The 24,991-nt window shown below is 56.9% G+C and carries 23 protein-coding genes; 21 read left to right on the forward strand and 2 right to left on the reverse strand.

Translation table 11 applies throughout. The features are described 5' to 3' along the window. From ACLQ7H_RS06095 to ACLQ7H_RS06175, 17 genes are all read left to right on the forward strand, one after another. Nucleotides 1-1,136, forward strand: a 1,136-nt coding sequence (locus tag ACLQ7H_RS06095) for a peptidase domain-containing ABC transporter (protein ID WP_411751902.1), incomplete at its 5' end; no start/stop codon positions are given. Nucleotides 1,137-1,278: 142 nt separating this feature from the next. Next, nucleotides 1,279-2,199: an agmatinase gene (gene speB, locus ACLQ7H_RS06100; protein WP_021179757.1), complete on the forward strand. Its 921-nt coding sequence runs from the start codon at nucleotides 1,279-1,281 to the stop codon at nucleotides 2,197-2,199. Nucleotides 2,200-2,416: 217 nt separating this feature from the next. Further along, nucleotides 2,417-3,289 (forward strand): 23S rRNA pseudouridine(2604) synthase RluF, encoded by an 873-nt coding sequence (gene rluF / locus ACLQ7H_RS06105; RefSeq protein ID WP_024484369.1) that lies wholly within the window; start codon nucleotides 2,417-2,419, stop codon nucleotides 3,287-3,289. 259 nt (nucleotides 3,290-3,548) lie between these two features. After that, entirely contained in the window at nucleotides 3,549-3,866 is a 318-nt protein-coding gene (locus ACLQ7H_RS06110; protein WP_025123075.1) for a Rieske (2Fe-2S) protein, read from the forward strand. Nucleotides 3,867-3,868: 2 nt separating this feature from the next. Then, complete coding sequence (locus ACLQ7H_RS06115) at nucleotides 3,869-4,177, forward strand: recombinase-like helix-turn-helix domain-containing protein (protein WP_248945914.1); 309 nt, start codon at nucleotides 3,869-3,871, stop codon at nucleotides 4,175-4,177. 20 nt (nucleotides 4,178-4,197) lie between these two features. Continuing rightward, the gene (locus tag ACLQ7H_RS06120; RefSeq protein WP_024484371.1) at nucleotides 4,198-5,241 is read left to right on the forward strand and encodes an aromatic ring-hydroxylating oxygenase subunit alpha; all 1,044 of its coding nucleotides are present in this window, start codon (nucleotides 4,198-4,200) and stop codon (nucleotides 5,239-5,241) included. Beyond that, complete coding sequence (locus tag ACLQ7H_RS06125; RefSeq protein WP_411751903.1) at nucleotides 5,238-5,993, forward strand: SDR family oxidoreductase; 756 nt, start codon at nucleotides 5,238-5,240, stop codon at nucleotides 5,991-5,993. The genes ACLQ7H_RS06120 and ACLQ7H_RS06125 overlap by 4 nt, the downstream gene beginning before the upstream one ends. A 36-nt stretch (nucleotides 5,994-6,029) precedes the next feature. Then, entirely contained in the window at nucleotides 6,030-6,824 is a 795-nt protein-coding gene (locus ACLQ7H_RS06130; protein ID WP_261288092.1) for an IclR family transcriptional regulator, read from the forward strand. Between the two features lie 137 nt (nucleotides 6,825-6,961). Then, the gene (locus ACLQ7H_RS06135; RefSeq protein WP_411751904.1) at nucleotides 6,962-7,903 is read left to right on the forward strand and encodes a VOC family protein; all 942 of its coding nucleotides are present in this window, start codon (nucleotides 6,962-6,964) and stop codon (nucleotides 7,901-7,903) included. After that, nucleotides 7,900-9,111, forward strand: a complete 1,212-nt coding sequence (locus ACLQ7H_RS06140) for an NAD(P)/FAD-dependent oxidoreductase (protein WP_411751905.1) — start codon at nucleotides 7,900-7,902, stop codon at nucleotides 9,109-9,111. The genes ACLQ7H_RS06135 and ACLQ7H_RS06140 overlap by 4 nt, the downstream gene beginning before the upstream one ends. Before the next feature lie 24 nt (nucleotides 9,112-9,135). Beyond that, nucleotides 9,136-10,398, forward strand: coding sequence for an MFS transporter (locus tag ACLQ7H_RS06145; RefSeq protein ID WP_411751906.1), 1,263 nt, complete (start codon nucleotides 9,136-9,138; stop codon nucleotides 10,396-10,398). A gap of 20 nt (nucleotides 10,399-10,418) precedes the next feature. After that, a complete protein-coding gene (locus ACLQ7H_RS06150; protein ID WP_121607775.1) occupies nucleotides 10,419-10,943 on the forward strand; it encodes a cupin domain-containing protein in 525 nt (174 codons plus the stop codon). After that, entirely contained in the window at nucleotides 10,943-11,761 is an 819-nt protein-coding gene (locus ACLQ7H_RS06155; protein WP_411751907.1) for an alpha/beta fold hydrolase, read from the forward strand. The genes ACLQ7H_RS06150 and ACLQ7H_RS06155 overlap by 1 nt, the downstream gene beginning before the upstream one ends. Further along, nucleotides 11,758-12,552: an SDR family oxidoreductase gene (locus ACLQ7H_RS06160; protein ID WP_411751908.1), complete on the forward strand. Its 795-nt coding sequence runs from the start codon at nucleotides 11,758-11,760 to the stop codon at nucleotides 12,550-12,552. Before ACLQ7H_RS06155 ends, ACLQ7H_RS06160 begins: the two co-directional genes overlap by 4 nt. A 13-nt stretch (nucleotides 12,553-12,565) precedes the next feature. Beyond that, nucleotides 12,566-13,360 carry an aspartate dehydrogenase gene (locus ACLQ7H_RS06165; RefSeq protein ID WP_411751909.1) on the forward strand — a complete coding sequence of 265 codons (795 nt, stop codon included), beginning with the start codon at nucleotides 12,566-12,568 and terminating at the stop codon, nucleotides 13,358-13,360. 16 nt (nucleotides 13,361-13,376) lie between these two features. Next, a complete protein-coding gene (locus ACLQ7H_RS06170; protein WP_411751910.1) occupies nucleotides 13,377-14,846 on the forward strand; it encodes an aldehyde dehydrogenase in 1,470 nt (489 codons plus the stop codon). A 36-nt stretch (nucleotides 14,847-14,882) separates the two neighbouring features. Next, entirely contained in the window at nucleotides 14,883-16,520 is a 1,638-nt protein-coding gene (locus ACLQ7H_RS06175; RefSeq protein ID WP_411751911.1) for a thiamine pyrophosphate-binding protein, read from the forward strand. Between the two features lie 54 nt (nucleotides 16,521-16,574). On the opposite strand, the gene ACLQ7H_RS06180 is transcribed toward ACLQ7H_RS06175, so the two are convergent. Beyond that, the gene (locus tag ACLQ7H_RS06180) at nucleotides 16,575-17,327 is read right to left on the reverse strand and encodes a M48 family metallopeptidase (protein WP_065684505.1); all 753 of its coding nucleotides are present in this window, start codon (nucleotides 17,325-17,327) and stop codon (nucleotides 16,575-16,577) included. A gap of 226 nt (nucleotides 17,328-17,553) precedes the next feature. Between ACLQ7H_RS06180 and tkt the strand changes: the two genes are divergently transcribed. From tkt to ACLQ7H_RS06200, 4 genes are all read left to right on the forward strand, one after another. Further along, nucleotides 17,554-19,548 carry a transketolase gene (gene tkt, locus ACLQ7H_RS06185; RefSeq protein WP_411751912.1) on the forward strand — a complete coding sequence of 665 codons (1,995 nt, stop codon included), beginning with the start codon at nucleotides 17,554-17,556 and terminating at the stop codon, nucleotides 19,546-19,548. Nucleotides 19,549-19,824: 276 nt separating this feature from the next. Further along, entirely contained in the window at nucleotides 19,825-20,889 is a 1,065-nt protein-coding gene (locus ACLQ7H_RS06190) for an ABC transporter substrate-binding protein (RefSeq protein WP_411751918.1), read from the forward strand. Nucleotides 20,890-21,231: 342 nt separating this feature from the next. Next, nucleotides 21,232-23,001: an ABC transporter permease gene (locus ACLQ7H_RS06195; RefSeq protein ID WP_074029700.1), complete on the forward strand. Its 1,770-nt coding sequence runs from the start codon at nucleotides 21,232-21,234 to the stop codon at nucleotides 22,999-23,001. Then, on the forward strand, nucleotides 22,994-24,064 hold the full coding sequence (locus tag ACLQ7H_RS06200) for an ABC transporter ATP-binding protein (protein ID WP_411751913.1): 1,071 nt from the start codon (nucleotides 22,994-22,996) through the stop codon (nucleotides 24,062-24,064). Before ACLQ7H_RS06195 ends, ACLQ7H_RS06200 begins: the two co-directional genes overlap by 8 nt. A 69-nt stretch (nucleotides 24,065-24,133) precedes the next feature. On the opposite strand, the gene ACLQ7H_RS06205 is transcribed toward ACLQ7H_RS06200, so the two are convergent. After that, on the reverse strand, nucleotides 24,134-24,421 hold the full coding sequence (locus tag ACLQ7H_RS06205; protein WP_021806219.1) for a putative quinol monooxygenase: 288 nt from the start codon (nucleotides 24,419-24,421) through the stop codon (nucleotides 24,134-24,136). Between the last annotated feature and the right edge of the window lie 570 nt (nucleotides 24,422-24,991).

The following is a 24,991-nucleotide window of genomic DNA, read 5'->3' on the forward strand; positions in this document are numbered from 1 at the left end:
CGAGTACGCTAGAATCCAGCCACTTTCTGGAAACGCTGCATGGCATGCTCAGCCTGCGGGTTAACGGAGCGTTGACCCAGCGGGAATCAGCTTGGCGTAACCTGAATATCGCCAGGCGCAATAGCCAACTGCGTGAGCATAAACTGGCCATCGGCTACGACATCATTAACCAGATCATTGGTAGCCTAGTGGGGGCGGCGGTGCTGTGGTTTGGTGCCAATGCGGTGCTGTCGGGTTCGTTCTCGATCGGCATGCTGGTGGCGTATATGTCATTTCAAGGGCGTTTTTCCGCCAGCATCAATGGCCTGATCGATAAGGCATTTGCCTGGCGAATGCTGGATGTTTATAACGAACGGCTGGCAGATATTGTGCTGACCCAGAAGGAGGGCGGTGCTCAGGCGGCAGGATCTCTTGCCGTAGCCTTCCCCGAGCAGAGAGAAGATCGCCCGGTGGTGGAATTGGAAAATATCACCTTCCGCTACGGCCAGGGAGGTAACGATATCCTGGCTGGAGCGGCGTTGCGAATCATGCCTGGGGAGGTGGTGGCGCTGGTAGGGCGCTCTGGCTGTGGGAAAACCACGTTGGCGAAAATTCTGCTGGGGCTTTACCCGCCAACGGCCGGGCGGTTGCAGGTGTTTGGCATCGATCATCATCACGCGGGCTATGGGCAGGTTCGCCAAATGATCGGCGCGGTGATGCAAGAGGATCGGCTATTCCGTGGGGCAATACTCGACAACATCACCTTTTTCTCTCAACACAGCGATCTGGAATGGGCGCAACACTGTGCTCAACTGGCACAGTTGCATGAGGATATCATCGCGTTACCGATGGGCTACCAGACGTTGATTGGGGAAATGGGCAATTCGCTATCGGGGGGACAAAAGCAGCGCCTGCTGTTGGCCAGGGCATTATATAAACGCCCACGGTTACTGATCCTGGATGAGGCAACCAGCCATCTTGATGTCACCAACGAAATCGTGATTAGCAGCACATTGCGCAACTTGGGTTTAACCATCCTGCTGATTGCTCACCGGCCAGAGACGATAGCCTCTGCCGATCGAGTGGTCGAACTCGACGCCGGTAGGCTGGTTGCCCCTTCTTCTGCACGTGCTGACAACGGGCACCTTGAAGAGTGAACCAAATACGGCGATAATCTACCCATTGAAACAGACATCGAATAAATCCCTTTCTCGTCGGGCTAACGACGCGGGAGGGATTTTTTTTTGCTACCGCCCAAGCGTCCAGCTACGGGCGAACCGTTGAAAAATGAGGGTAAATATGAGTACCTTAGGCCATCAGCCCGATAATTCCTTAGTGTCCAACGCCTTTGGTTTCCTGCGCTTTCCGCTGAATTTTATGCCTTACGATAGCGATGCAGAGTGGGTGATCACCGGTGTTCCTTTTGATATGGCTACCTCCGGCCGTGCCGGTGGACGTCATGGCCCTGCGGCGATCCGCCAGGTTTCTACCAATCTGGCATGGGAAGGGGCGCGCTGGCCGTGGAACTTTGATCTGCGCGATCGTCTGAACGTGGTCGATTGTGGAGACGTGGTATTCAACTTTGGTGATGCCCAGGATATGAGCGACAAGCTGCAGGCGCACGCAGAAAAACTGCTGGCAGCCGGCAAGCGCATGCTCTCTTTCGGCGGTGACCACTTCGTTACGCTGCCGTTGCTGCGCGCGCATGCCAAGCATTTTGGCAAAATGGCGCTGGTGCATTTCGATGCCCATACCGATACCTATGCTAACGGCAGCAAGTTTGACCACGGCACGATGTTCTTCCATGCGCCGAACGAAGGCCTGATCGATCCAAATCACTCCGTACAGATTGGTATCCGTACCGAGTTCGATCGTGATAACGGTTTTACCGTACTGGATGCTGCGCAGGTTAACGATCGTGGCGTAGACGATCTGCTGGCGCAGATCAAACAGATCGTTGGCGATATGCCGGTTTATCTGACCTTCGATATCGACTGCCTTGATCCGGCTTTTGCACCAGGCACCGGCACCCCGGTGATCGGCGGCCTGACATCCGATCGCGCTCTGAAACTGGTGCGTGGTATGCAGTCTCTGAACATTGTCGGCATGGATGTGGTAGAAGTGGCTCCGGCTTACGACCAGTCTGAGATCACCGCACTGGCTGCGGCGACCTTGGGTCTGGAAATGTTGTATCTGCAAGCGTCCAAAAAGCAGGCATAACTATACCCGTCGTCTTTCAAGCTACAGCGTTGTTACCTGCACTTACTCACCCCAGTCACTTACCCAAAAGTAAGCTCCTGGGGATGAGTAAGCTTGTCGCCTAGCTGTAGCATGAAATCCATAGGGTATAGCGAGAGAGGGGGATGATGGTTGCAAAAACCTCTATCTACCAGTCCATAATATCAGTTTGCCTGTATTTCGCGTTTACGGAGGAACCGTGCTGACTAAACCATCTATACGCCTCAACAAATATATTAGCGAGAGCGGTATCTGCTCGCGTCGCGATGCCGATCGTTACATCGAACAGGGCAATGTTTTTATCAACGGCAAGCGCGTAGCGCTCGGCGATCGGGTATTCGCTGGCGACGTGGTCAAGGTTAACGGGCAGCTTATTGAACCCCGTAACGAAGACAACCTGATTTTTATTGCGCTGAACAAGCCGGTGGGTATCGTCAGCACCACCGAAGACGGTGAGAAAGACAATATTGTCGATTTCGTCAACCACAGCACCCGTGTCTTCCCGATCGGACGCTTGGATAAAGACTCACAGGGGCTGATCTTCCTCACCAACCACGGCGATCTGGTGAACAAGATCCTGCGTGCCGGTAACGACCACGAGAAGGAATATCTGGTCACGGTTAACAAACCGGTGACCGACGATTTTATTCGTGGTTTGGGTGCCGGAGTACCGATGCTGGGCACGGTGACCAAGAAATGCAAGGTGAAGAAAGAAGCTCCCTTTGTGTTCCGTATCGTGCTGGTACAGGGGCTTAACCGCCAGATCCGCCGTATGTGTGAGCATTTCGGTTATGAAGTGACCAAGCTGGAGCGCACCCGCATCATGAACGTGGGCCTGTCTGGGCTGCCGTTAGGGGAATGGCGCGATTTGACGGACGACGAACTGGTTGAGCTGTTTAAGTTGATTGAGGACTCGTCCTCAGAGGCTAAACCGACCAAGAAAGCGGCCAAGCCCAAGCCTGCGGTGAAAAAACCGGCGAGCAGCGGGCAGAAAGCCGCGGATAAAGCGGGCAGTCAAGCACCGGCGCGTAAGCGTTTTGCTCAGCCAGGGCGCAAAAAGAAAGGGCGCTGAAACGGGCGCAGCCTGTGGCGCACCTACAAATTACTGCTGATTAAACGGCCTCAGTCATCATGACTGGGGCCGTTTTGCTTTGTTTTCATCCCCCGATGCATTTTTTCGTGATCCACTCCGCAGTTGTAACTTTAAAATAACCAATCATTAACATTCTTCCCTTTGCTGTCTTGACGAAAGATTCGCCATACCTATAGTGACTGTATTAAATAAGAAACTGAGTTTCATATATGAAACAATCAGATAGAGGACAGAAGCAATGAGCTGGAAGAACGTGTGCGAAGTGTCTCAAGTTAAAGAAGATTTTCCTTTCTCCGCCAACGTTGAGGGAAAAGAGGTCGGCGTCTATTTGATCGACGGTCAATATTACGCGCTGGAAGACGTTTGCCCGCATGCCTATGCCTTGCTCAGCCAAGGGTTTGTCGATGACGGAAAAGTGGAGTGTCCACTGCACGAAGCGGTGTTCGATGTGCGTAGCGGCCAATGCCTGCGCGAACCCGGTGGCCGTGATCTGCAAACCTACCCTACCCGGGTGATCGACAATCAAATCCAAATCACCTTTATCGCGGAGGAATAAGCATGCAGCACATTACCGATTTCAACCCTTGGCTGCCGGATACCCAACAGGTGATCCCGGCGCGTGAGGGCGGCAACGGCCAAATCCATCAACCCGGCCAGTTTCAGAATGTGATCTGGCAAAACCGGGCACGCGTGCCGGACGGGTTTGAAACCGCGCTGGTGGCCGCACTGGAAGAGATCTTCGAACAAGGGGCGGAGGAGTTGGAACAGATCGTCAGCGCGCTCAATCAGCGACGCCTGTTCGATCGCAGTGGTCAGCCATGGAATGAAGCTACGTTCCGCGAATTCCTACACGTCAACGGTTTCTGAGCCGCACAGGGAGAAGGACAATGACAGCAAACACAACATCCTCCGCGCAGACGGTACAAGACTATCTGGATCAGGGCCTGCGCGGTATGTGGTACCCGGTATTGGCCAGTTGGGAAGTGGGTAATAACCCGGTGGGCATCACCCGTCTTGAACAACAGATCGTGGTGTGGCGCGATAAACAAGGGGCGATCCACGCACTGGAAGATCGTTGTCCGCATCGTGGCGCTCGCCTGTCGATGGGCTGGAACCTTGGCGATCGCATTGCCTGCTGGTATCACGGCGTTGAAGTCGGTGGCGATGGCGAGGTTAAAGATGTGCCAGCGGTGGACCGCTGCCCGTTGGTGGGGCAGAAATGCCTGAAATCCTACCCGGCAAAAGAGGCTTACGGTGCGGTGTTCCTGTATTTCGGCGTCACTGCCGACGAACAGCCTGCCGAACTGAGCTTCCCGCAGGAGCTGGCGGATGAGGCCAACTACAGCAACTTCCTGTGTACCGCCAGCTGGGACTGCAACTATCAATACGCATTGGAAAACGTGATGGATCCGATGCATGGCACCTACCTGCACTCCTCATCGCATTCGATGGCGGAAGGGGATCGCAAGGCCGATATGGCGCTGGAACCTACCGACAGCGGTTTCATCTTTAAAAAGAACGGCCAGATTGGCGTGAACTTCGACTGGGTCGAATTTGGCAGCAGCGGTGCCTATTGGATGCGCCTGTCGATCCCTTACAAAAAGCGTTTTGGGCCGGGCGGTCACTTCTGGATCATCGGCATGGTGGTACCGGAAGATAAAGATCACTGCCGGGTCTTCTTCTGGCGTATCCGCAAAGTGAAAGACTGGCAGCGTGACGCCTGGCGCTTTATGTACCGCAATCGTCTGGAAGAACTGCACTGGGACGTACTGGAGCAGGATCGCATCGTGCTGGAAAACATGGCACCAAACGCGCGCGGTCGTGAATACCTTTATCAGCATGACGTGGGCCTCTCACGCCTGCGCCGTATGATGCAGAAAGAGGCACAAAAGCAGCTGGCAACGCTCAGCGAGCTGGAGGCGGCACAGTGAACGGCTTACTGGCAGGAAAACGTATCGTAGTCACCGGTGCGGCCCGTGGGCTGGGGCGCAGCTTTGCCGCTGCGGTGGCTCAGGCCGGGGCCAGCGTGGTGATGTGCGATATTCTGGCGGAGGAATTGCAGGACAGCGCCGCCAGCCTGCGTGAGCAGGGGGCACAGGTTGAAGCTCAGGTCATCGATCTGGCATCACCGCAATCCATCACTGCGGCGTTCAGTGCGATAGCCCAGGGCGGCGCGATCGACGGGCTGGTGAATAACGCCGCGATGGCAACCGGTATCGGTGGCAAAACCATGATGGAATACGACATTGAGCTGTGGGACAAGGTCATGCAGGTCAACGTGCGTGGGACCTGGTTGGTGAGCCAGGCGGCGGTGCCATTGTTGGCACAAACGCCGCACGCCAAAATCGTCAATGTTGCCTCTGATACCGCCTTGTGGGGCGCGCCAAGGCTAATGGCCTATGTTGCGAGCAAAGGGGCGATCATCTCGATGACCCGCTCTATGGCACGTGAGCTGGGGCCACAGGGGATCTGCGTCAACGCCATTGCACCGGGCCTGACGCGCGTTGAAGCGACCGAATACGTCCCTGCCGAACGGCATCAGCTTTACGAGCAAGGCCGGGCACTGGCAGGTGCACAGCATCCGGACGATGTGACCGGTAGCGTGCTCTATCTGCTGTCACCGCTGGCGGATTTTGTCACCGGCCAACTGATACCGGTCAACGGTGGTTTCGTGTTTAACTGACCGCCTGACGGACAGGCAAACATTTAGGAGCAGCACATGGCAGACGATCAAGCGTGTAAATATCTGATCCCGGGGCTGGATCGCGGGTTACAACTGCTGCTGGCCTTCGGCGAGCAGCATAAGGAAATGACCTTTGCAGAATTACATCGCCTGGTCGATATGCCAAAGGCAACGGCCTACCGCGTGGTGCAAACGCTGGAACACTTGGGCTTTTTGGAGCGCAACCCGCGCACCAACACCTTTGCGTTGGGGATCAAAGTGCTGCGTCTGGGCTTTGAGTATATCGCCTCGCTGGATGTGGCCCAGGCTGGCCAACCGGTGATCGAGCAACTGCGCGATCGCAGTCAATGCAGCAGCCATCTGGCGATCCGCGATGGGCATGACGTGATCTATATCGCCCGCGTCAGCGCCGCCGGCTCGCAGATTAACCAGGTCAGCGTGGGTACCCGTTTACCGGTACACCGCACCTCTCTTGGCCGCATGTTGCTAACCAGCACCAGCCGGGAAGAGTTTGAACGCCTGTTCCCGCATGATGCCTTACCCGATGCGGCTCCGGGCACTCCGGCCAATCGCGAAGCGCTGTGGCAGATGGTGCAGCAGGATAAGGCTCGTGGCTATGTGATTGGCGAATCCTTCTTCCGCCATGGCATTTCCTCGATCGTCTATCCGATCTTTAACCGTGAACAGCGGGTGGAAGCGGTGGTCAGCATTATGGTGCCGTCCGATGAAATCCCGAAGGCGGATCGCGAGCGGTTGCGCATGGAAGTCCGGGACGCCGCGGTGAAAATTTCCGGCCTGTTGGGCGCGCCACCGCAGGCTAACGTCGGCTAACGGCCGAACACTTTGTTGTCTGGGCGAAGCTATTCGCCCACTACCAATCACTCAGGCAGGGATAAGACTCATGAGCTTCATGGGCCGGGGTCGATCATGTCTGAAAAACGCATTCAGCGAGAACGTGAGGCACAATAATGAGCATAACCGGAATCGAAAAGCTGGAATTTGGCGTTGAAGATCTGCCAACGTGTGAAAAGTTTATGCAAGACTTCGGTCTGCAACCGACGTTACAGCATTGGGGCGAACCGCGCCGTGAATTTACTACGCTGAGCGGGGCTAGCGTGGTGCTATACCCGCAAAACAGCGAGGTCTTACCGGCCGCGTTTGAAGCGGGTTCTACCCTGCGCCGCATGACCTGGGCGGTTGAAAGCCCGGCTGCGCTGGCTGCGTTGCAACCGCGATTGGCGCAGATGCCCGGTTTCCGCCAGGTAGGCGAAGAGCTGGAATGCCGCGATCCCAACGGTATGACGCTACGTTTTGCCGTCACTGCGCAGCGGGCGGTGGAGCTGCCGGTTTCGCCGATCAACCAATGGGGCGATGTACGCCGCATCGACCAGCCTAGCCCGGTTTATGCCAAAGCCGAGCCGGTCAATATCGGTCACGTGGTGTTCTTCGTTGAGGATTTGGCCGCTACCGAACGCTTCTACTGCGATCTGCTAGGTTTCCAGGTTTCCGACCGCTATATCGATCGCGCCGTCTTCCTGCGCACCCAGGCACGCGGTGGTCATCACAACCTGTTCCTGCTGAAACTGCCTAACCGCCCACGGGGTCTGAACCACGTCGCCTTCACCGTACGCGATATCCATGAGGTGATCGGCGGCGGCATCGCGATGAATAAAGAGCAGTGGAGCACCTTTATTGGCCCAGGCCGCCACCCGATCTCCTCGGCCTATTTTTGGTACGTCAACAGCCCGACCGGCGGTGCCTTTGAGTATTACACCAATGATGACTATCTGACGGAAAACTGGCAGCCGCGTGAGCTGGAGCATTCGCTGGTGTCGTTTACCGAATGGGCGGTCGAAGGCGGAATCGACCACGATACCCGCCGCCAACATAAGAAACCGGGGGCGGTATGAACCAACCAACCCGTGCAGGCATTGTCATTATCGGCGGCGGCCAGGCCGGTGGTTGGGCGGCGAAAACGCTGCGCGATCGCGGTTACAGCGGCAGGCTGTCGGTGATCAGTGACGAACCTTATGATTTTTACGAACGCCCACCGCTCTCCAAGGCAGCGTTGTTGGATGGCAGTGCGCCACTCAGCCGCCTGTTCAGTGAAGAGGTGGTGGCCGGAATGAATATCGATTGGCACCGACCGCTACGTGCCGAGGCCATCGACGGGCAACAGCAGATCGTCACGCTCAGCGACGGCAGCCAGTTGCAGTTCGATCAACTGCTGATCGCCACCGGTGGCCGACCACGCTTGCCGGATGCCAGTTGGGCCAAGCACCCGCGAGTGATGACCCTGCGTTCCTGGGATGATGCGGCACGCCTGCGCCAGGGTCTACAGCAATGCCAAAAGTTGGCGATTGTTGGCGGTGGCTGGATCGGTCTGGAAATTGCCGCCTCGGCCCGCAAGCTGGGTGTTGACGTGACGGTGTTCGAGCGTCAACCCGCGTTGTGTATGCGTAGCGTAGGGGCTAACGTTTCCCAGGCGTTGTTGGAACTGCATCAACAGCAAGGCGTCACCGTGCATTGCGACTGCGGCGAGATCACGCTTGACGATCGTGCTGGTGAAGCCTGGATTGGCAGCGTCAGCAGTGCTGCGCAGCCCTTCGACCTGGTGGTCGTCGGCATTGGCGTTGAGCTGAATCTGGAACTGGCCCACAGCGCCGGGCTGAAGCTTGAAGGCGGGATTGTGGTAGATGGGCAAGGGCGTACCAGCCACTCGGCCATTTTTGCCGCAGGCGATGTGGCGCGCCATCCAACCCTCGGCCTGTGTCTGCAATCCTGGGCCTATGCGCAGAATCAGGCGATCAGCACCGCTTGCGCCATGTTGGATGCGTTTGCCGCACCTTACGATGATGTTGCCTGGCTGTGGTCGGATCAATACGACGCCAATATCCAAATCCTTGGCGTCCCTACCGGCGGCGTTCACCAGATAGTGCGCCGCACGCCGCAGTCACAGCTGTTCTTCACCCTGAATGCCGATCGGCAACTGGTGCAACTGGTGGCGTTTAACGACGCACGCACCATCAAGCTGGGTAAACGCTGGCTGGCCAGCGGCCGGGTACTGGATCCGCAGCAACTGGCGGATGTGGAATTTTCTCTGATGGCGTTGAAATAACGCCCGACCCAAAGGGAGCGTTTTATGACTACGCAAGATATCGACGCCCGCAGCGGTCGGGTGGGGGATGCTGTTGCCGAAAATTCGCCAACCAGCGTGCGTTGGTCGGTGCCGGCAGCCCTGTTTGCCTGCGTGCTGTTGGCGTTTTTCGACAAGATCAGCATTGCCGCACTGTTTTCTGACCACCAGTTTCAGCAGGCGATGGGTATCGGCTTCGATCCCACCCGGCTCGGGCTGCTGATGAGCGCCTTTTTGTTCTCCTACGGCTTCTCTTCGATGCTGTTGAGCGGCATTGGCGATCGGCTCAACCCGGTCAAAGTGCTGATTGGCATGATGGTGATCTGGGGCGTGCTGATGGTGCTGATGGGGATGACGCGCTCTTATCACACCATGATGACGCTGCGTATCCTGCTGGGCATCGCCGAAGGGCCGCTGTTGCCAATGGCCTATGCCATCGTGCGCCAGGCTTTTCCGCAACGTCTCCAGGCGCGTGCCACCATGCTGTGGCTGCTGGGGACCCCGATTGGGGCGGCGCTGGGCTTCCCGGTCACGCTGTTCATTCTCAGCCGCTTTAACTGGGAAACCACCTTCTTCTTTATGGCGTTTCTGACCGTGCCGGTGATGTTGCTGGTGCTGTTTGGCATGCGTCACCTTAACGTGGCGCGCCCGGCGGCCAGCACCACCAGTAAACCGGCCGTTGCCGAACGTAAACAGCTGCGCCGCGAACTGTTCAGCACCCCGCATTTCTGGATGATTTGCCTGTTTAACATCGCATTTCTCACCTACCTGTGGGGTATGAATGGCTGGCTGCCGAGCTATCTGATCGAAGGCAAAGGCATTCATCTGGAGCACGCCGGATACCTGTCGTCACTGCCGTTTATTGCCATGTTGCTTGGCGAAGTGGTGGGAGCCTGGCTGTCGGACAAGATGGATCGCCGCGCGTTGGCCTGTTTCATCTCGCTGTGCGGTGCCGGGATTGGTTTGGGGGTCGTTCTGCATATGCAAGGCACCTACAGCGTGATCGCCGCCATGTCCTTCAGCACCTTTATGTGGGGAGCCGGTGCGCCAAACATCTTCGCGCTGTTGGCCAAGGCCACCAGTAGCCGGGTGAGTGCTACCGCTGGCGGGGTCTTTAACGGATTGGGTAATTTTGCCGGCGCATTGGCACCGGTGCTGATGGGGGCACTGATCGCCGCCACCGGCAATATGGATAACGGTTTGCTGTTCCTGGTGGTGATGGCCTTTGTCGGCTGCGCCATTCTGCTACCGTTACTGAAGAAGTATTGATGCAACGAAGGAGAGACAACATGTCCCAGGTTGAGAATAAAGCCGGCATCAAGCCGCAGGATCTGACGATGGAAAACTGGGTGGAATCGCGTATCGCCCGTTTTGAAGGCCGTAAATATGACTGGAACGCGCTGAAGTTTCAGGCCGATTACGATCCGAAGTACCGCCGTGCGCAGATGCGCTATATCGGCACCGGTGCCACCGGCGTCGTCAGCGACACCAACACCATTCCGGCGGGGAACTTTACCTTCTCCACCATGGTGTTGCCGTCGAAATGTGAAGGGCCATTGCACCTGCATGATGACGTTGAAGAAGTGTTCTTTATGCTCAAGGGCAAGATCACACTGATGATCCAGGACGGTGAAGAGTATTACGAAACCATCCTGAAAGAGCGCGACCTGATCTCCGTTCCGGCGGGGATTTATCGCGGCCTGTTCAATCACGGCGAAGAAGAAGCGCTGATGTGCGTGATGCTCGGTACTTCCAAGCCGGAAACCCCGACTTACCCGGCCGATCATCCGTTGTCGAAAGTGAAGCGCAACTGATGAACGGCTTACCGGAACGCCAGCAGGCGGATTGTGGAGGCCAGCGGCTGAGTTGGCGCGAAGCCGGGCATGGCCGGGCAGTAGTGCTGCTGCATGGCATCAGTTCCGGTTCTGCTTCGTGGGTGAAGCAGTTCAGCGATCGTGCCCTGACAGACGGTCACCGCCTGATTGCCTGGGATGCTCCAGGTTATGGCGGCAGCGCCGCGCTGGCACAGGCAGAGCCAGATGCTGCCGCTTATGCCAACGCGCTGGCGGCGCTGATCGCCGAGTTGCAGTTGCAACAGCCGCTGATCGTGGGGCATTCGCTCGGCGCGTTGATCGGCAGTGCCTTTGCCGCTGCCAACCCGGATGGGCTGAGTGGACTGGTACTAGCCGATCCGGCTCAAGGCTATGCCACCGCGGCGCTGGAAAAACGCCAGCAGGTGTATGGCCAACGCAAGCAGATGATCGAAACGCTTGGCCCACAGGGTTACGGCGAACAGCGTGCGGCAGCATTGCTGCGTGAAGATGCGGAACTGCAGGATATAGCCTGGGTACGCAGCGGCATGCAGCAACTTAATCCGGCCGGTTTTCTCAGCGCCGCCTGGATGCTGGCCAATGACGATATCAACCGCTACCTGGTGCGCTATCGCGGCCCGTTACAGGTGTGGTGTGGCAGTGTCGATCGCATCACGCCGCCGCAGGGGGCCGCAACGTTGGCGCAACAGCAGGATGCGCCCATGCGCCTGATTGACGCGGCGGGGCATGCCAGCTATCTCGATGCACCAGCGCTGTTTAACCGCTATTTGCAGGACTTTACGGGGGCAATCCAACCATGAATTTTCAGATTGAACGGCGGGTGGCAGTGGTCACCGGAGGTTCCTCGGGGATCGGTTTTGAGACTCTGCGTCTGCTGCTGGCCGAAGGGGCGAAGGTGGCCTTCTGTGGCCGCAATCAGGACAAACTGGCCAGTGCCGAGGCCACCCTGCGTGAAGAGTTCCCGCAGGCGGAAATCCTGGCGTTACGTTGCGATGTGCTCGACGCCGAGCAGGTTGCCAAGTTTGCCGAGCAGGTCAGCACGCATTTTGGCGCAGTGGATATGTTGATCAACAACGCCGGGCAGGGATTTGTGGCGCATTTCGATCAGACACCGCGCGAAGCCTGGTTGCATGAGGCAGAGCTGAAACTGTTCGGGGTGATCAACCCGGTGCAGGCCTTTTTACCGGCGTTGGAGCGTTCGGATATCGCCTCCATTACCTGCGTTAACTCACTGCTGGCCCTGCAACCGGAAGAGCACATGATTGCCACCTCGGCGGCCCGCGCCGCGTTGCTCAACATGACGCTGACCTTATCCAAAGAGCTGGTGGGCAAAGGGGTCCGCGTCAATTCCATCCTGCTGGGCATGGTGGAGTCGGGCCAATGGCGGCGGCGCTTTGCCGAACGCCAGGATCAACAACAGAGCTGGGAACAGTGGACGGCGGCAATTGCCGAGCGGCGTGGCATCCCGATGGGGCGTTTAGGTAAACCGCAGGAACCGGCACGGGCGCTGCTGTTTTTAGCCTCCCCGATGTCCTCCTTTACCACCGGCGCGGCGCTGGACGTTTCCGGCGGTTTCAATCGCCATCTCTGACAGGACTGAAAAGATGAAGAAGATCATGATGATTGGCTATGGTGCGATGGCAAAAGAGGTGCTGGCGCGCCTGCCGGAGGGCGTGGCAGTCGGTTGGATCGTGGCGCGGGAAACGCATCATGCCGAGATCGACGCCGCGTTTGCCGGCCGGGTGCAAGCGCTGACCCATCCTGACCAGTGTACCGAGCAACCTGATTTGGTGTTGGAGTGTGCCAGCCAGCAGGCGGTCGCCGAGTTTGGTGAGGCCATCGTTAAACGTGGCTGGCGGCTGGCGGTGATCTCTACGGGTGCCTTGGCCGATGCCGCATTGCAGCTGCGTTTGCAGCAGGCCTGCGCATGCTACCACGGGCGGCTGATCGTGCTGTCTGGTGCGGTGGCGGGGATGGATGGCCTAGCCTCTGCGCGGGAAGGCGGGCTGGACAGCGTGACCTACCAGTCCAGCAAAAGCCCGGCCAGTTGGCGCGGCAGCCCGGCGGAAAAACTGATTAATCTGGATGCCGTCAGCGAAGCGCAGGTGTTCTTTGAAGGGTCGGCCCGGGAAGCTGCAAGCATGTTCCCAGCCAACGCCAACGTAGCGGCCACCATTGCGCTGCATGGCTTGGGGATGGATGCCACGCGGGTACGCTTGCAGGTAGATCCTCATACTCAACGTAATACTCACCGCTTACAGGTGTGTGGTCAGTTTGGCGAGTTCCAGATTGAGCTGTGCGGCACCCCGCTGGCCAGCAACCCGAAAACGTCAACGCTGGCGGCGCTGAGTGCGGTACAAGCCTGCCGCAGTTTGGTGGACGGCGGTTTTATTGCCTGAATGGCAGGAGCAAAGCATGGAAACGTTAAAGATTTTTCTTGCCGGCCGCTGGTGCGAAGGGCGCGGCGAAGAGATGAGTTCGGTTTTCCCGGCTGACGGCAGCGTGAATGCTCGCCTGCGAGCGGCCAATGTCGAGGATGTGAATGAGGCCGTTGAGGCGGCAGAAAAAGCTTGGCGCGATCCTGGCTGGCGTGGATTGGTGCCGCATCAGCGCGCGGCGATCCTGCATCGCGTCAGCGATTTGATTACTGAACAAGTGGACGCCCTGGCGCAGTTGCAAACCCGTGATAACGGCAAACCGCTGGCGGAAACCCGTGGTCTGGTGATGAGTGCGGCGGCTACGGCTCGCTATTTTGCTGCCGCCTGCGAAGTGCTGGAGGGCGAACTTCCCACCCAACGTAACCGTGACGCGATGACGCTGAGTCAGTATCAGCCGCTGGGCGTGATAGCGGCGATCACGCCGTGGAATTCACCGATTGCCAGTGAAATGCAGAAGGTGGCTCCGGCGCTGGCGGCAGGGAATGCGGTGGTACTGAAACCGGCAGAAGCCACGCCGTTAATGGCGCTGAAACTGGCTGAACTGTTTGAACAGGCAGGCTTACCTGCCGGCTTGCTCAGCGTATTGCCGGGCAAGGGCTCGGTGATTGGTGAAGCCTTGGCTCGCCATCCGTTGGTGAAAAAGATCTCCTTCACCGGCGGGACCTCCACTGGCCGTCATTTGGCGCATATCGCCGCAGAAAAACTGATCCCTACTTCCTTGGAGTTGGGAGGCAAGTCGCCCACCATCGTGCTGGAAGATGCGGATCTGGAACAGGCGGCGCGTGGCATCTGCTACGGCATTTTCAGCTCAGCCGGGCAGGCTTGTATCGCCGGTTCACGGCTGTTTGTGCACCGTTCGCTGTATCAGCCGCTGTTGACCCGTTTATGCGAACTGACCGCCGGGCTGCGTATTGGTAACCCGCTGCAAGCCGGTGTCCACCTCGGCCCGCTGATTAGCCACAAGCATCGCCAGAGCGTGGCGGACTACGTCGCCTTGGCCCAGCAGGAAGGGGGCCGGGTGCTCATTGGCGGTGAAGCCCCTGCCGATCCGCAGTTGGCCCAGGGCAGCTATTACCTACCGACCATTATTGAAGGGTTGAGCAACAGTGCCCGCACCTGCCAGGAAGAGATCTTTGGCCCGGTGCTGGTGGTGATGCCGTTTGATGATGAACAGCAACTGATCGAACAGGCCAACGACTCGATCTATGGCTTGGCCGCCGGGATCTGGAGCCGTGATTTTGCCCGCACGATGGCGCTGGCGGAACAGATGGAAACCGGCACCGTGTGGATCAATACCTACAAGACATTCTCGATTTCCACACCGTTTGGCGGCTTTAAACAAAGCGGCCTGGGGCGCGAAAAGGGCCTGCATGGCATCCAGGCCTATATGCAGCAAAAGAGTTTGTATCTCTCCCTCAGCAATCAGCCTAACCGCTGGAGCGACTGACGTACCCTACGATCAAAGACAATAAGAAGGCAGACGATGAGCGAAAAAATTACGGTTGGTGAGGCGATAGCCCGAACGTTGGAACAGTACGAGGTGGCGGCAATGTACGGCATCATCTCGATCCATAATCTGCCGATTGCCGATGCTGTTGGGCAGCGTGGTGCGATCCGTTTTGTTCCGGCGCGCGGTGAGGCAGGTGCTGTAACTATGGCCGATGCCCACGGGCGTTTTTCCGGCTTAGGTGTGGCGCTGACCAGTACCGGTGCCGGAGCCGGTAACGCCGTCGGTGCGATGATTGAAGCACTGAATGCCAATACGCCGCTGCTGCATATCACCGGGCAGGTAGAGAAAGCCTATTTGGATGCCGATGCCGGGTTTATCCACGAAACCAAGGATCAACTTGGCTTCCTGCGCGCCTGTTCTAAACAGGCTTACCGGGTGAACTCGCCGGAGCAGGCGGTCGCGGTGATCCAGCGTGCCATTCTGGATGCGCAGACTGTGCCTTGTGGCCCGGTAGCGGTAGAGATCCCGATCGATATTCAGAACAGCCTGGTTCCCGCCAGCCTGGTAGGGAAGGTGGTACAGCCTCCTGCGCTGCCTACTGCGGATGAAGCGGCGGTTGAACGTCTTTATCAGCAAGTAAAACGCGCCAAACGTCCATTGCTATGGGTGGGGGGCGGAGCGCTGGCCTGCCGCGAAGCGGTGAAGCAGTTGGCAGATGCCGGTGTGGTGGTGATCTCCAGCACCCATGGGCGTGGGATTTTACCGGATAGCCATCCGCGTAGCCTGCGGGCTTTCCACAACTCGCCAAGCGTTGAGGCGATCCTGACGCAGTGTGATTTGACGCTGGTGGCGGGTTCCCGCCTGCGGAGTAACGAAACTCGTACCTGGTCGCTCCCACTGCCGCGCCCGTTGGTACAGATTGATATCGATCCGGCAGCGGCCAACCGTAATTATCTGGCGGATGAGCAGGTTTATGGCGACTGTTCCGCCTTGCTGAGTGCGCTGGCAGCACGCCTGGCACCTGGCGAGAAGGTGAATGCCGAGTGGGATGCCGAGATTGGCCGTGCGGTTGAGCAGGCCGAAACGGCCCTGCGTCAACAGTCGGGGGAATATGCCAAACTGAACGATGCCATCGCCGCTGCTCTACCACAGGATGGTCTGCTGGTACGTGATATCACCGTTTCTGGAAGCGTGTGGGGTAGCCGTCTGTTCCGGGCTATTGCGCCTTTATGCAACATTCATTCGCTGGCTGGAGCGATCGGCATGGGGCTCCCGATGGCGATCGGCACGGCTATTGCCAACCCGCAGCGTAAGGTGGTTGGTTTGGTCGGGGACGGCGGTTTGGCGCTGGGCCTGGGAGAGCTGGCAACCATGGCGCAGGAACAGGCCAATATCACCTTGCTGATCATGAACGACGGTGGTTACGGCGTGATGCGTGGTATTCAGGACAAGTATTTTGCCGGACGCCAGTATTATAACGAACTGCATACTCCGGCGTTCTGCCAGGTGGCGGAAGCGATGGGGCTGAAAGCCTGGAAAGTGAGTGATGCCGCGCAGTTTGGTGGCGTGCTGGCGGAGGCGATCAATTACCCTGGGCCATCGGTGGTTGAAGTGGATATGAAAAGCGTCGGGCCGTTGACCTTCGCTGGCCCACCGCAGAAGCTGTACTGATTGCTTGCTCGGTTCCCTCTCTAGAGACGTACTCCCAAGAGAGGGAACATAGCGTTACTTACCGGCGGCGATGCGATCGCGAATGTGCTTGGCACGGGCTTCGGAAGTTGGGTGGCTGTCAAACATGCTGCTTTCATGACCACCGTCTAATTTCGCCAGTTTATCGAAACTGGTAGCCAGGCCAGCTGGATTGATACCGCGTTTTTTCAGCAGATCGAACGAGTAATCATCCGCATCGCTTTCTTGTTTCTGTGAGAACTGGGCATTGACCAGTTTTTCGCCCAGATCGGCCAACTGCGACTGAGACAGTGAGGCTGCTACGCCGCCAGCTGAAGATGCTGCGGTACGTAATGCCACTGTCCCATAAGCGACCTGCATGGCTTTGCGAGTGTGGCCCAGCGCTACGTGGCCCATTTCATGGCCCAGCACGCCTTCGACTTCGTTATCATCCATCATGTCCATCAGGCCGCTGTAGACGCGGATACAGCCGTTAGCCATTGCCCACGCATTGACGTCTTTGGTCACGTAAACCTTGTAGTTTGCAGGGGTACCGTTGATATTATCCCCCAACGCTGCGGCAATCTTGTTCAGGCGCTTGGTATATTCGCTGCTTGCTGGCGCGATTTGCTCTTGGCTATCCATCTCTGCGCAGGATTTATCACTAAGCGCCTTGACGTCGCTATCGCTCAGCGTCGCCGCCTGGTAGGCCTGGGCACCGGATTGTAGTAGGGTATCGGTATTAAGGTTTTGACAGCCGCTCAATAAAGCAGTAATGCTCAGTGCAATCAAAGAAGTACGGATTTTCATCGTTCTATCGTCCTGTGATAGTTAAGGGGGAGATCTGCTGCCATTATTCTGCGCATAGCCTAGTGTACGGCAGACTTGGCCTAAATAGCTATATTCCGAAATGTGTCCCGAACGTGCGCATTAGTGATGAACTCGCTCTCATTCGGTATTAGGGATTGCTGTTTCAATGCCGAGTCTGAGAAAATAGAAATCTTGATCGCTTTTTTAATCCGACCTGGAGTAAAACATGTCCTCTCGTAAAGAGCTTGCCAACGCCATCCGCGCACTTAGTATGGATGCCGTACAAAAAGCCAATTCCGGCCACCCGGGTGCCCCTATGGGCATGGCAGATATCGCCGAAGTCCTGTGGCGTGACTACCTGAACCACAACCCTACCAATCCGCACTGGGCCGACCGTGACCGTTTCGTGCTGTCTAATGGCCATGGCTCAATGCTGATCTATAGCCTGTTGCACCTCACCGGTTACGATCTGCCGATGAGCGAGCTGGAAAACTTCCGCCAGCTGCATTCTAAAACTCCGGGTCACCCAGAATATGGTTATACCCCAGGCGTGGAAACCACCACCGGTCCACTGGGCCAGGGGATCGCCAACGCGATCGGTTTTGCCATTGCCGAACGTACGCTGGCTGCGCAGTTCAACCGCCCAGGCCACGACATTGTTGACCACCACACCTATACCTTTATGGGAGATGGTTGCATGATGGAAGGCATCTCTCACGAAGTCTGTTCCCTGGCTGGTACCATGAAGCTTGGCAAACTGACTGCGTTCTATGATGACAATGGTATCTCCATCGACGGTCACGTAGAAGGCTGGTTCACCGACGATACCGCCAAGCGTTTCGAAGCCTATGGCTGGCACGTGGTGCGTGGCGTTGACGGCCACAACAGCGACTCGATCAAAGCCGCGATTGAAGAAGCCCATAAGGTCACCGACAAACCTTCCCTGCTGATGTGCAAAACCGTGATTGGCTTCGGTTCACCACACAAAGCGGGCAGCCATGATGCTCATGGTGCCCCACTGGGCGCAGCTGAAGTTGCGGCTACCCGTGAAGCTTTGGGCTGGAAATATGCCGCCTTCGAAATCCCGCAGGACATCTATGCCCAGTGGGATGCCAAAGAAGCCGGCAAGGCCAAAGAAGCCGCCTGGAACGAGAAACTGGCTGCCTACGCCAAAGCCTTCCCAGAACTGGCGGCAGAGTTCAAACGCCGCACCAGCGGTGAACTGCCAGCCAACTGGAAAGCGGAAGCGAAGAAATTCGTTGAGCAGTTGCAGGCTAACCCAGCCAACATCGCTAGCCGTAAGGCATCACAGAACTCACTGGAAGCCTTCGGCAAATTGCTGCCTGAATTCCTCGGCGGTTCTGCGGACCTGGCACCAAGCAACCTGACCATGTGGTCCGGCTCCAAGTCTCTGGGTGACGATCTGGCGGGTAACTACATCCATTACGGCGTGCGTGAATTCGGCATGACCGCCATCACCAACGGTATCGCGCTGCACGGTGGTTTCCTGCCGTACTCTGCGACCTTCCTGATGTTCGTGGAATACGCCCGTAACGCGGTGCGTATGGCTGCGCTGATGAAAATCCGCAACGTGTTCGTCTACACTCACGACTCTATCGGTCTGGGCGAAGATGGCCCGACGCACCAGCCGGTTGAGCAGTTGGCCAGCCTGCGCGTGACTCCGAACATGAGCACCTGGCGTCCTTGTGACCAGGTCGAATCGGCTGTTGCCTGGCAGTACGGCATCGAGCGCAATGATGGCCCGACCACGCTGGTGTTCTCCCGTCAGAACCTGACCCAGCAGCCACGTACCGCCGAGCAATTGGCGAACGTTTATCGCGGTGGCTATGTGCTGAAAGACTGCGCAGGTACGCCGGACGTGATCCTGATTGCTACCGGTTCTGAAGTGGGCATCACCGTTGAAGCTGCCGACAAACTGGCCGCCGAAGGGCGTAAAGTGCGTGTGGTCTCCATGCCGTCTACCGACGCATTCGACAAGCAGGACGCGGCCTACCGTGAATCTGTGCTGCCAGCGGCAGTTTCTGCTTGCGTAGCGGTGGAAGCGGGTATCGCGGATTACTGGTACAAGTATGTTGGCCTGAACGGCGCTATCGTCGGCATGACCACCTTCGGTGAGTCTGCTCCGGCAGAGCTGTTGTTCAAAGAGTTCGGCTTCACCGTCGACAACGTGGTAGCCAAGGCTAACGCGCTGTTGAAATAACGCCTGAGCTTTAACTGTACGAGGGGCGAATATTCGCCCCTTATTTTTTACTCCTCGCTAACCGACCTCTTTCCATCCACAGCCCAGGCAACATTAAGAAATCCTTAATGATTGGATAATCCTGGCTGAAGCTGTCCAAAAATCGCCCACCATCACAAAACAGCAACATAGCGAATTAACGGCGTTGCTTAACCACCGTCATTCGCTATATGTTAATTTTTGGTTTTGTAAATGTAACCAGGAGTTAATGATATGTTTTTGAAGATTGGCGTATCCATGGCGACAGCGGCCGTCTTAATCTCTGCTCCGGCTTTCGCGCAGTTCCCGGCAGGCTACCCGGCCGATTATCAAAAAATTGTCGATGCGGCGAAAAAAGAAGGCAAGGTGGTGGTGTATTCCACCACGGATACCAAAGCCGCGGGGCCACTGATCCAGGGGTTTGAAGCGCTGTATCCTGGCATCAAAGTAGAATACAACGATATGAACAGCACTGAGCTGTATAACCGCTATATCAGCGAGCAGGCGGCTGGGGGCACCAGTGGTGACGTGGTGTGGAGTTCCTCCATGGATACCGCGCTGAAGCTGGCGACCGACTATGCGCTGGAATATGCCTCGCCAGAGCTGGGGCAACTGCCCAAATGGGCCGTGTGGAAAGATAAGGCCTATGGCACGACTTATGAGCCGGTGGTGTTTATCTACAACAAGCGCCTGATCCCGCAGGGTGAGGTGCCAGACTCCCATGCTGCGCTGGCTAAACTGATTGCCAGCCAGCCGGATAAATTCAAAAAGAAAGTCACCACCTATGACATCGAGAAGTCGGGCCTGGGCTTTATGCTCTCGGTGCAAGACTTCAAGGCCGATCCAAACTACTTCGCTACCTTGGCCGATATCGCCAAGGGGGGATTGGCGGTGCAGTCTTCCACCGGCACCATGATGGAAAGGGTCTCGTCAGGCGAAAACCTGATTGGCTTTAATATCCTGGGGTCTTATGCCGAGGCGCGAGCCAAAACCGACCCTTCACTCGGTATCTCGTATCCCAAAGATTACACGCTGGTGCTGTCACGTGTGACCTTTATCAGCCAGGAAGCGGCCAACAGCAATGCGGCCAAACTGTGGGTGAACTACGTGCTGTCTGAGCAAGGGCAGAACATTCTGGCCAACAAGGCGGATATTCCCTCCATCCGTAACGATATCGAAGGCAAGAACGACATCGATGGCATGACCGAGATGTTGGGCAAGGCGTTGAAACCGATCCCGGTGGACGAAAGCCTGCTGGAATATCTGGAACAGGCCAAACGCCTGGACTACATCAAACAGTGGCGTACTGCCGCCGCGAAGTGATGATGGAATTGATTATTGCCCCCTCACCCCAACCCTCTCCCACAGGGAGAGGGAGCTGGTACGGTGTTGTAGGTGGGTTCAGAAGCCAATCTGTGGCAAGGGCGTATTCAGTCCTCCTCTTCAAAAAGGAGAGGAAATCCGTTCGGTGTCATGTTTAGTCTCAGAAGTGAAAAGGTAGCACATTCAGTCCCCTCTCCCTGTGGGAGAGGGTTAGGGTGAGGGGAAATGCACAGAGCCACACTCTCCTGCGTTCTCTTTCAGCATGATGCCTGTATTGCTTAAACAGGGAACTCTACCCCGGTGCATCTCAGGATGCAGGGGATATCACCATCGGGACAGTCTATGAAAGCATTGCGCAACAAGTGGCAGAGTCTGCCGCGCGGCTTGGTGGTGCTGATAACCGCGCTGGTTATCTACGTACCACTGTCGTTTATCGTGATCCAAAGCTTCCTTTCCGCGCCGTTTTTCTCGCCTTCCAAGGTGTTCAGCCTTGAAGCCTTCCGGTTTATCTTTACCGACCCCGATTTCTACAAGGCGCTGAAAAGCGGGTTTATTCTGGCATTTGGCCTGGTGGTTATCTCCATTCCGTTGGGCGGCGTGCTGGCGTTCTTGATGGTGAGAACCGATTTGCCGGGCCGCCGCTTTATTGAACCCTTGATCCTGGTGCCGATCTTCGTCTCGCCGATGGTGTTGGGTTTTGGCTACGTGGTGGCCGCCGGGCCGGTTGGTTTCTTCTCGCTGTGGGCGGAATCCTTACTGGGTTTTGTGCCCTGGAATATCTATGCGATGGGCAGCATCGTGGTGATCGCCGGGCTGACGCACGTTCCCCACGCTTATCTCTATATTTCATCGGCGCTGCGCAGCGTCGGCTCGGATGTCGAAGAGGCCGCCCGCACCGCCGGGGCTTCTCCGCTGCAGGTGATGACCGCCGTCAGCTTGCCTATGGTACGCCCGTCGATCCTGTATGCCAGCGTGTTGCTGTTCTTCCTGGGGCTGGAAGTGTTTGGGCTGATGCTGGTGCTGGGCGATCCGGAAGGCAACCTGGTACTGGCGACTTACCTGTATCAACTGACCAACAAGCTGGGTACGCCGTCTTACCATCTGATGGCGGCGGTGGCAGTGGTGCTGATCTGTATTACCATTCCGCTGGTGATGCTGCAACGGCGTCTGATGCGTACCGCCAACCGCTTTGTCACGGTCAAGGGAAAAGCCTCACAGGCCCGTGCATTACCTTTGGGTAAGTGGCGCTGGGTTGCCGGTGGCGTGGTGGTCTTGTGGCTTACCGTGACCATCGGTGTTCCGCTAGTGGGCGTGGTACTGCGCGCCTTTATCTCCAACTGGGGCGTCGGCGTTTCCATCTGGGATGAGCTGTCGCTCAACACCTTCCGCACCATTTGGCAGCAACCTAACCTGCTGCGGGCGATTGTCAACTCGATGGCGATCGGGGTGTTCGGTGGTGCGCTGGCGGTGGTGTGTTATCTGTTTATCGGTATTGCCATGCACCGTAAACCCGACGGCGTGACCCGTTTTCTGGATTACAGCGTACTGGTGCCGCGAGCGGTGCCTGGCTTACTGGCAGGCCTGGCCTTCCTGTGGGTGTTCTTGTTCCTGCCGATGTGGTTGGATAAATCGCTCAAAGCCGGTTGGCTCTCTGCGCTGCCGATCGCCGAATGGCTGCGTGAAAACCTGGTGGTATGGCTACGCTCCCTGCGCAGCACCATCTTCAGCGTCTGGCTGGCTTATACCGTGGTGTGGATGGCTTACGGGCTACGGTTGATCTCATCGACGCTGTTGCAGGTTGCTCCCGAGTTGGAGGAGGCTGCACGTAGCACCGGAGCCTCTCGTGGGCAGATCACGCGCCATGTGACGATCCCGCTCTCCCGCTATGGCCTGATTGGTTCCTGGCTGCTGATGTTCCTGATCTTCGAACGTGAATATTCCACCGGGGTCTATCTGCTGTCACCGGGTACGGAAACCATAGGTTCCATGCTGGTTTCCCTGTGGGCGGCGGGGGCGATCGATATTGTCGCCGCGCTCTCTTTTATTAACATCCTTCTGGTCGTGTTAGGACTAGGGATTGCCCTGCGATTTGGAGTGAAAATACATGATTGAGCTTTCGGTAGATAACCTGCACCTGACCTACGGCGATAACCCGGTATTGAAGGGCGTTTCCATGCAGCTCAAACGGGGGGAGGTGGTTTCACTACTCGGGCCGTCAGGCAGTGGCAAAACCACCTTGCTGCGTGCGGTGGCCGGGTTGGAAAAACCCACCCAGGGGAAAATCGTCATTGGCAACAATACCGTCTATGACGGCACGGCGCGCAGCGAGATCCCGGCGGAGGAACGCAATCTGGGCCTGGTGTTTCAATCCTATGCGTTATGGCCCCACAAAACCGTGTTTGATAACGTGGCCTATCCGCTGAAATTACGCAAAACGCCTGCGGGGGAAATAACTCAGCGAGTGCAGGCGGTACTCGAACAGCTCGGTCTGGGGCAGTTGGGTAAGCGTCATCCTCATCAACTCTCCGGTGGCCAGCAGCAGCGCGTGGCGATTGGCCGTGCGTTGGTCTATAACCCGCCGGTGATCTTGCTGGATGAGCCGCTATCTAACCTGGATGCCAAGCTACGCGAGGAAGCACGGGTGTTCCTGCGTGAGCTGATCATCAAACTGGGCCTTTCTGCGCTGATGGTAACCCACGATCAGAACGAGGCGATGGCGATTTCCGATCGTATTCTGCTGCTCAATAACGGCAAGATCGAACAGCAGGGCACGCCACAGGAAATGTACGGCTCGCCTGCCACGTTGTTTACCGCCGAATTTATGGGCAGTAACAACCGCCTGTTTGGCAAGGTTACGGAGATCCGTGAAGGCAACGCACGGATCGAAGGTAAAGACTGGGTGCTGTGGGGCAAGGCCGGGGCTGGGTTAACCACCGGGCAGGAAGCAACGGCGGTGATCCGTGTTGAGCGCGTGCACTTAGGGGAAGATCCGCAAGGCAATCAGATCTTGTTACCCCTGCTGACCAGCATGTACCTGGGCGATCGTTGGGAATATTTGTTCCGCACGGTAGCAGAGGACTTTGTGGTTCGCGCCTATGGCACAGAAGTCCGTGGCCAAGAGATGTGTACGCTGTCCCTGCCCGCCGAACATCTGTGGATTTTCCCCAAGGGCTGATTAACTGAAATGGTTTGCCATTGATAGAGCGTAAAGGGGCGCGTGGAACAGCGCCCCAAATCGGTACGATTACAGCTGAGTCAGTTTTTTCACTTCCAGACTGACCAGTTTCCCTTCCAATTCGGCCAGGAAGGCATCGTGGTAAGACATCGCCATATGCTCTTTCAGCGCCTGCTCAGAGGTCCAGCGTTCGATAAATACGAAAGCGCCCGGATGGCCCTGCTCTTCATGCAAATCATATTGGATGCAACCCGGCTCGGAACGGCTCGGGGCGACCATGGCGCGTACCGCTTTGTCTACCGCAGCACGGTGTTCCGGCATGGCTTTGATTAGGGCGACGACTTTGATTTCACTCATTTTGGCTCCTTGTAAATTATACCCGTCGTCTTTCAAGCCGCAGCGTTGTTACCTGCACATCGTTATTCGGCCCATCCGTAGGCCTCACCCCTTCGGGGCCGCTGTGTACAGCGTTCAAATCTGTTCCTGACAGATTTGTCACCCCAGTCACTTACAAAAGTAAGCTCCTGGGGATGAGTGAGCTTGGCGCTTAGCTGCGACTCGAAATCCATAGGGTATAAAGGTTGGTATTTATATTTACCAGTATTCAAGATGTTGCTGGTTATCCCTGTTGTCAGCAGCAAGACAGCATAAGTTAACCGCTTCACCTAACAAACGCAGGGTCTATTATGGTGGTCTTGGCGTTACCAGCAAGTCATTTGCGCATTCGAACTCAATTCGGCTAGCGGGGGCTGAGGGCAAAAATGTGCGCTAGATCATTTTATTTTCGCAAAGTCCCCTCGACATGACAGGCAGCGCATTGCGCCTGTTCCTTTTGGCAAAACTTTGGTTTATGCTCGGCTGAAGCGTTTCAGTTATCACTGTTGTCGGTAGGAACGCCAGAGTGAGTGGTTGCGATGAGCAACGGGG

The organism is Serratia sp. (in: enterobacteria) (assembly GCF_046715635.1).
In the GTDB taxonomy this organism is placed as follows: Bacteria; Pseudomonadota; Gammaproteobacteria; order Enterobacterales; family Enterobacteriaceae; genus Chania.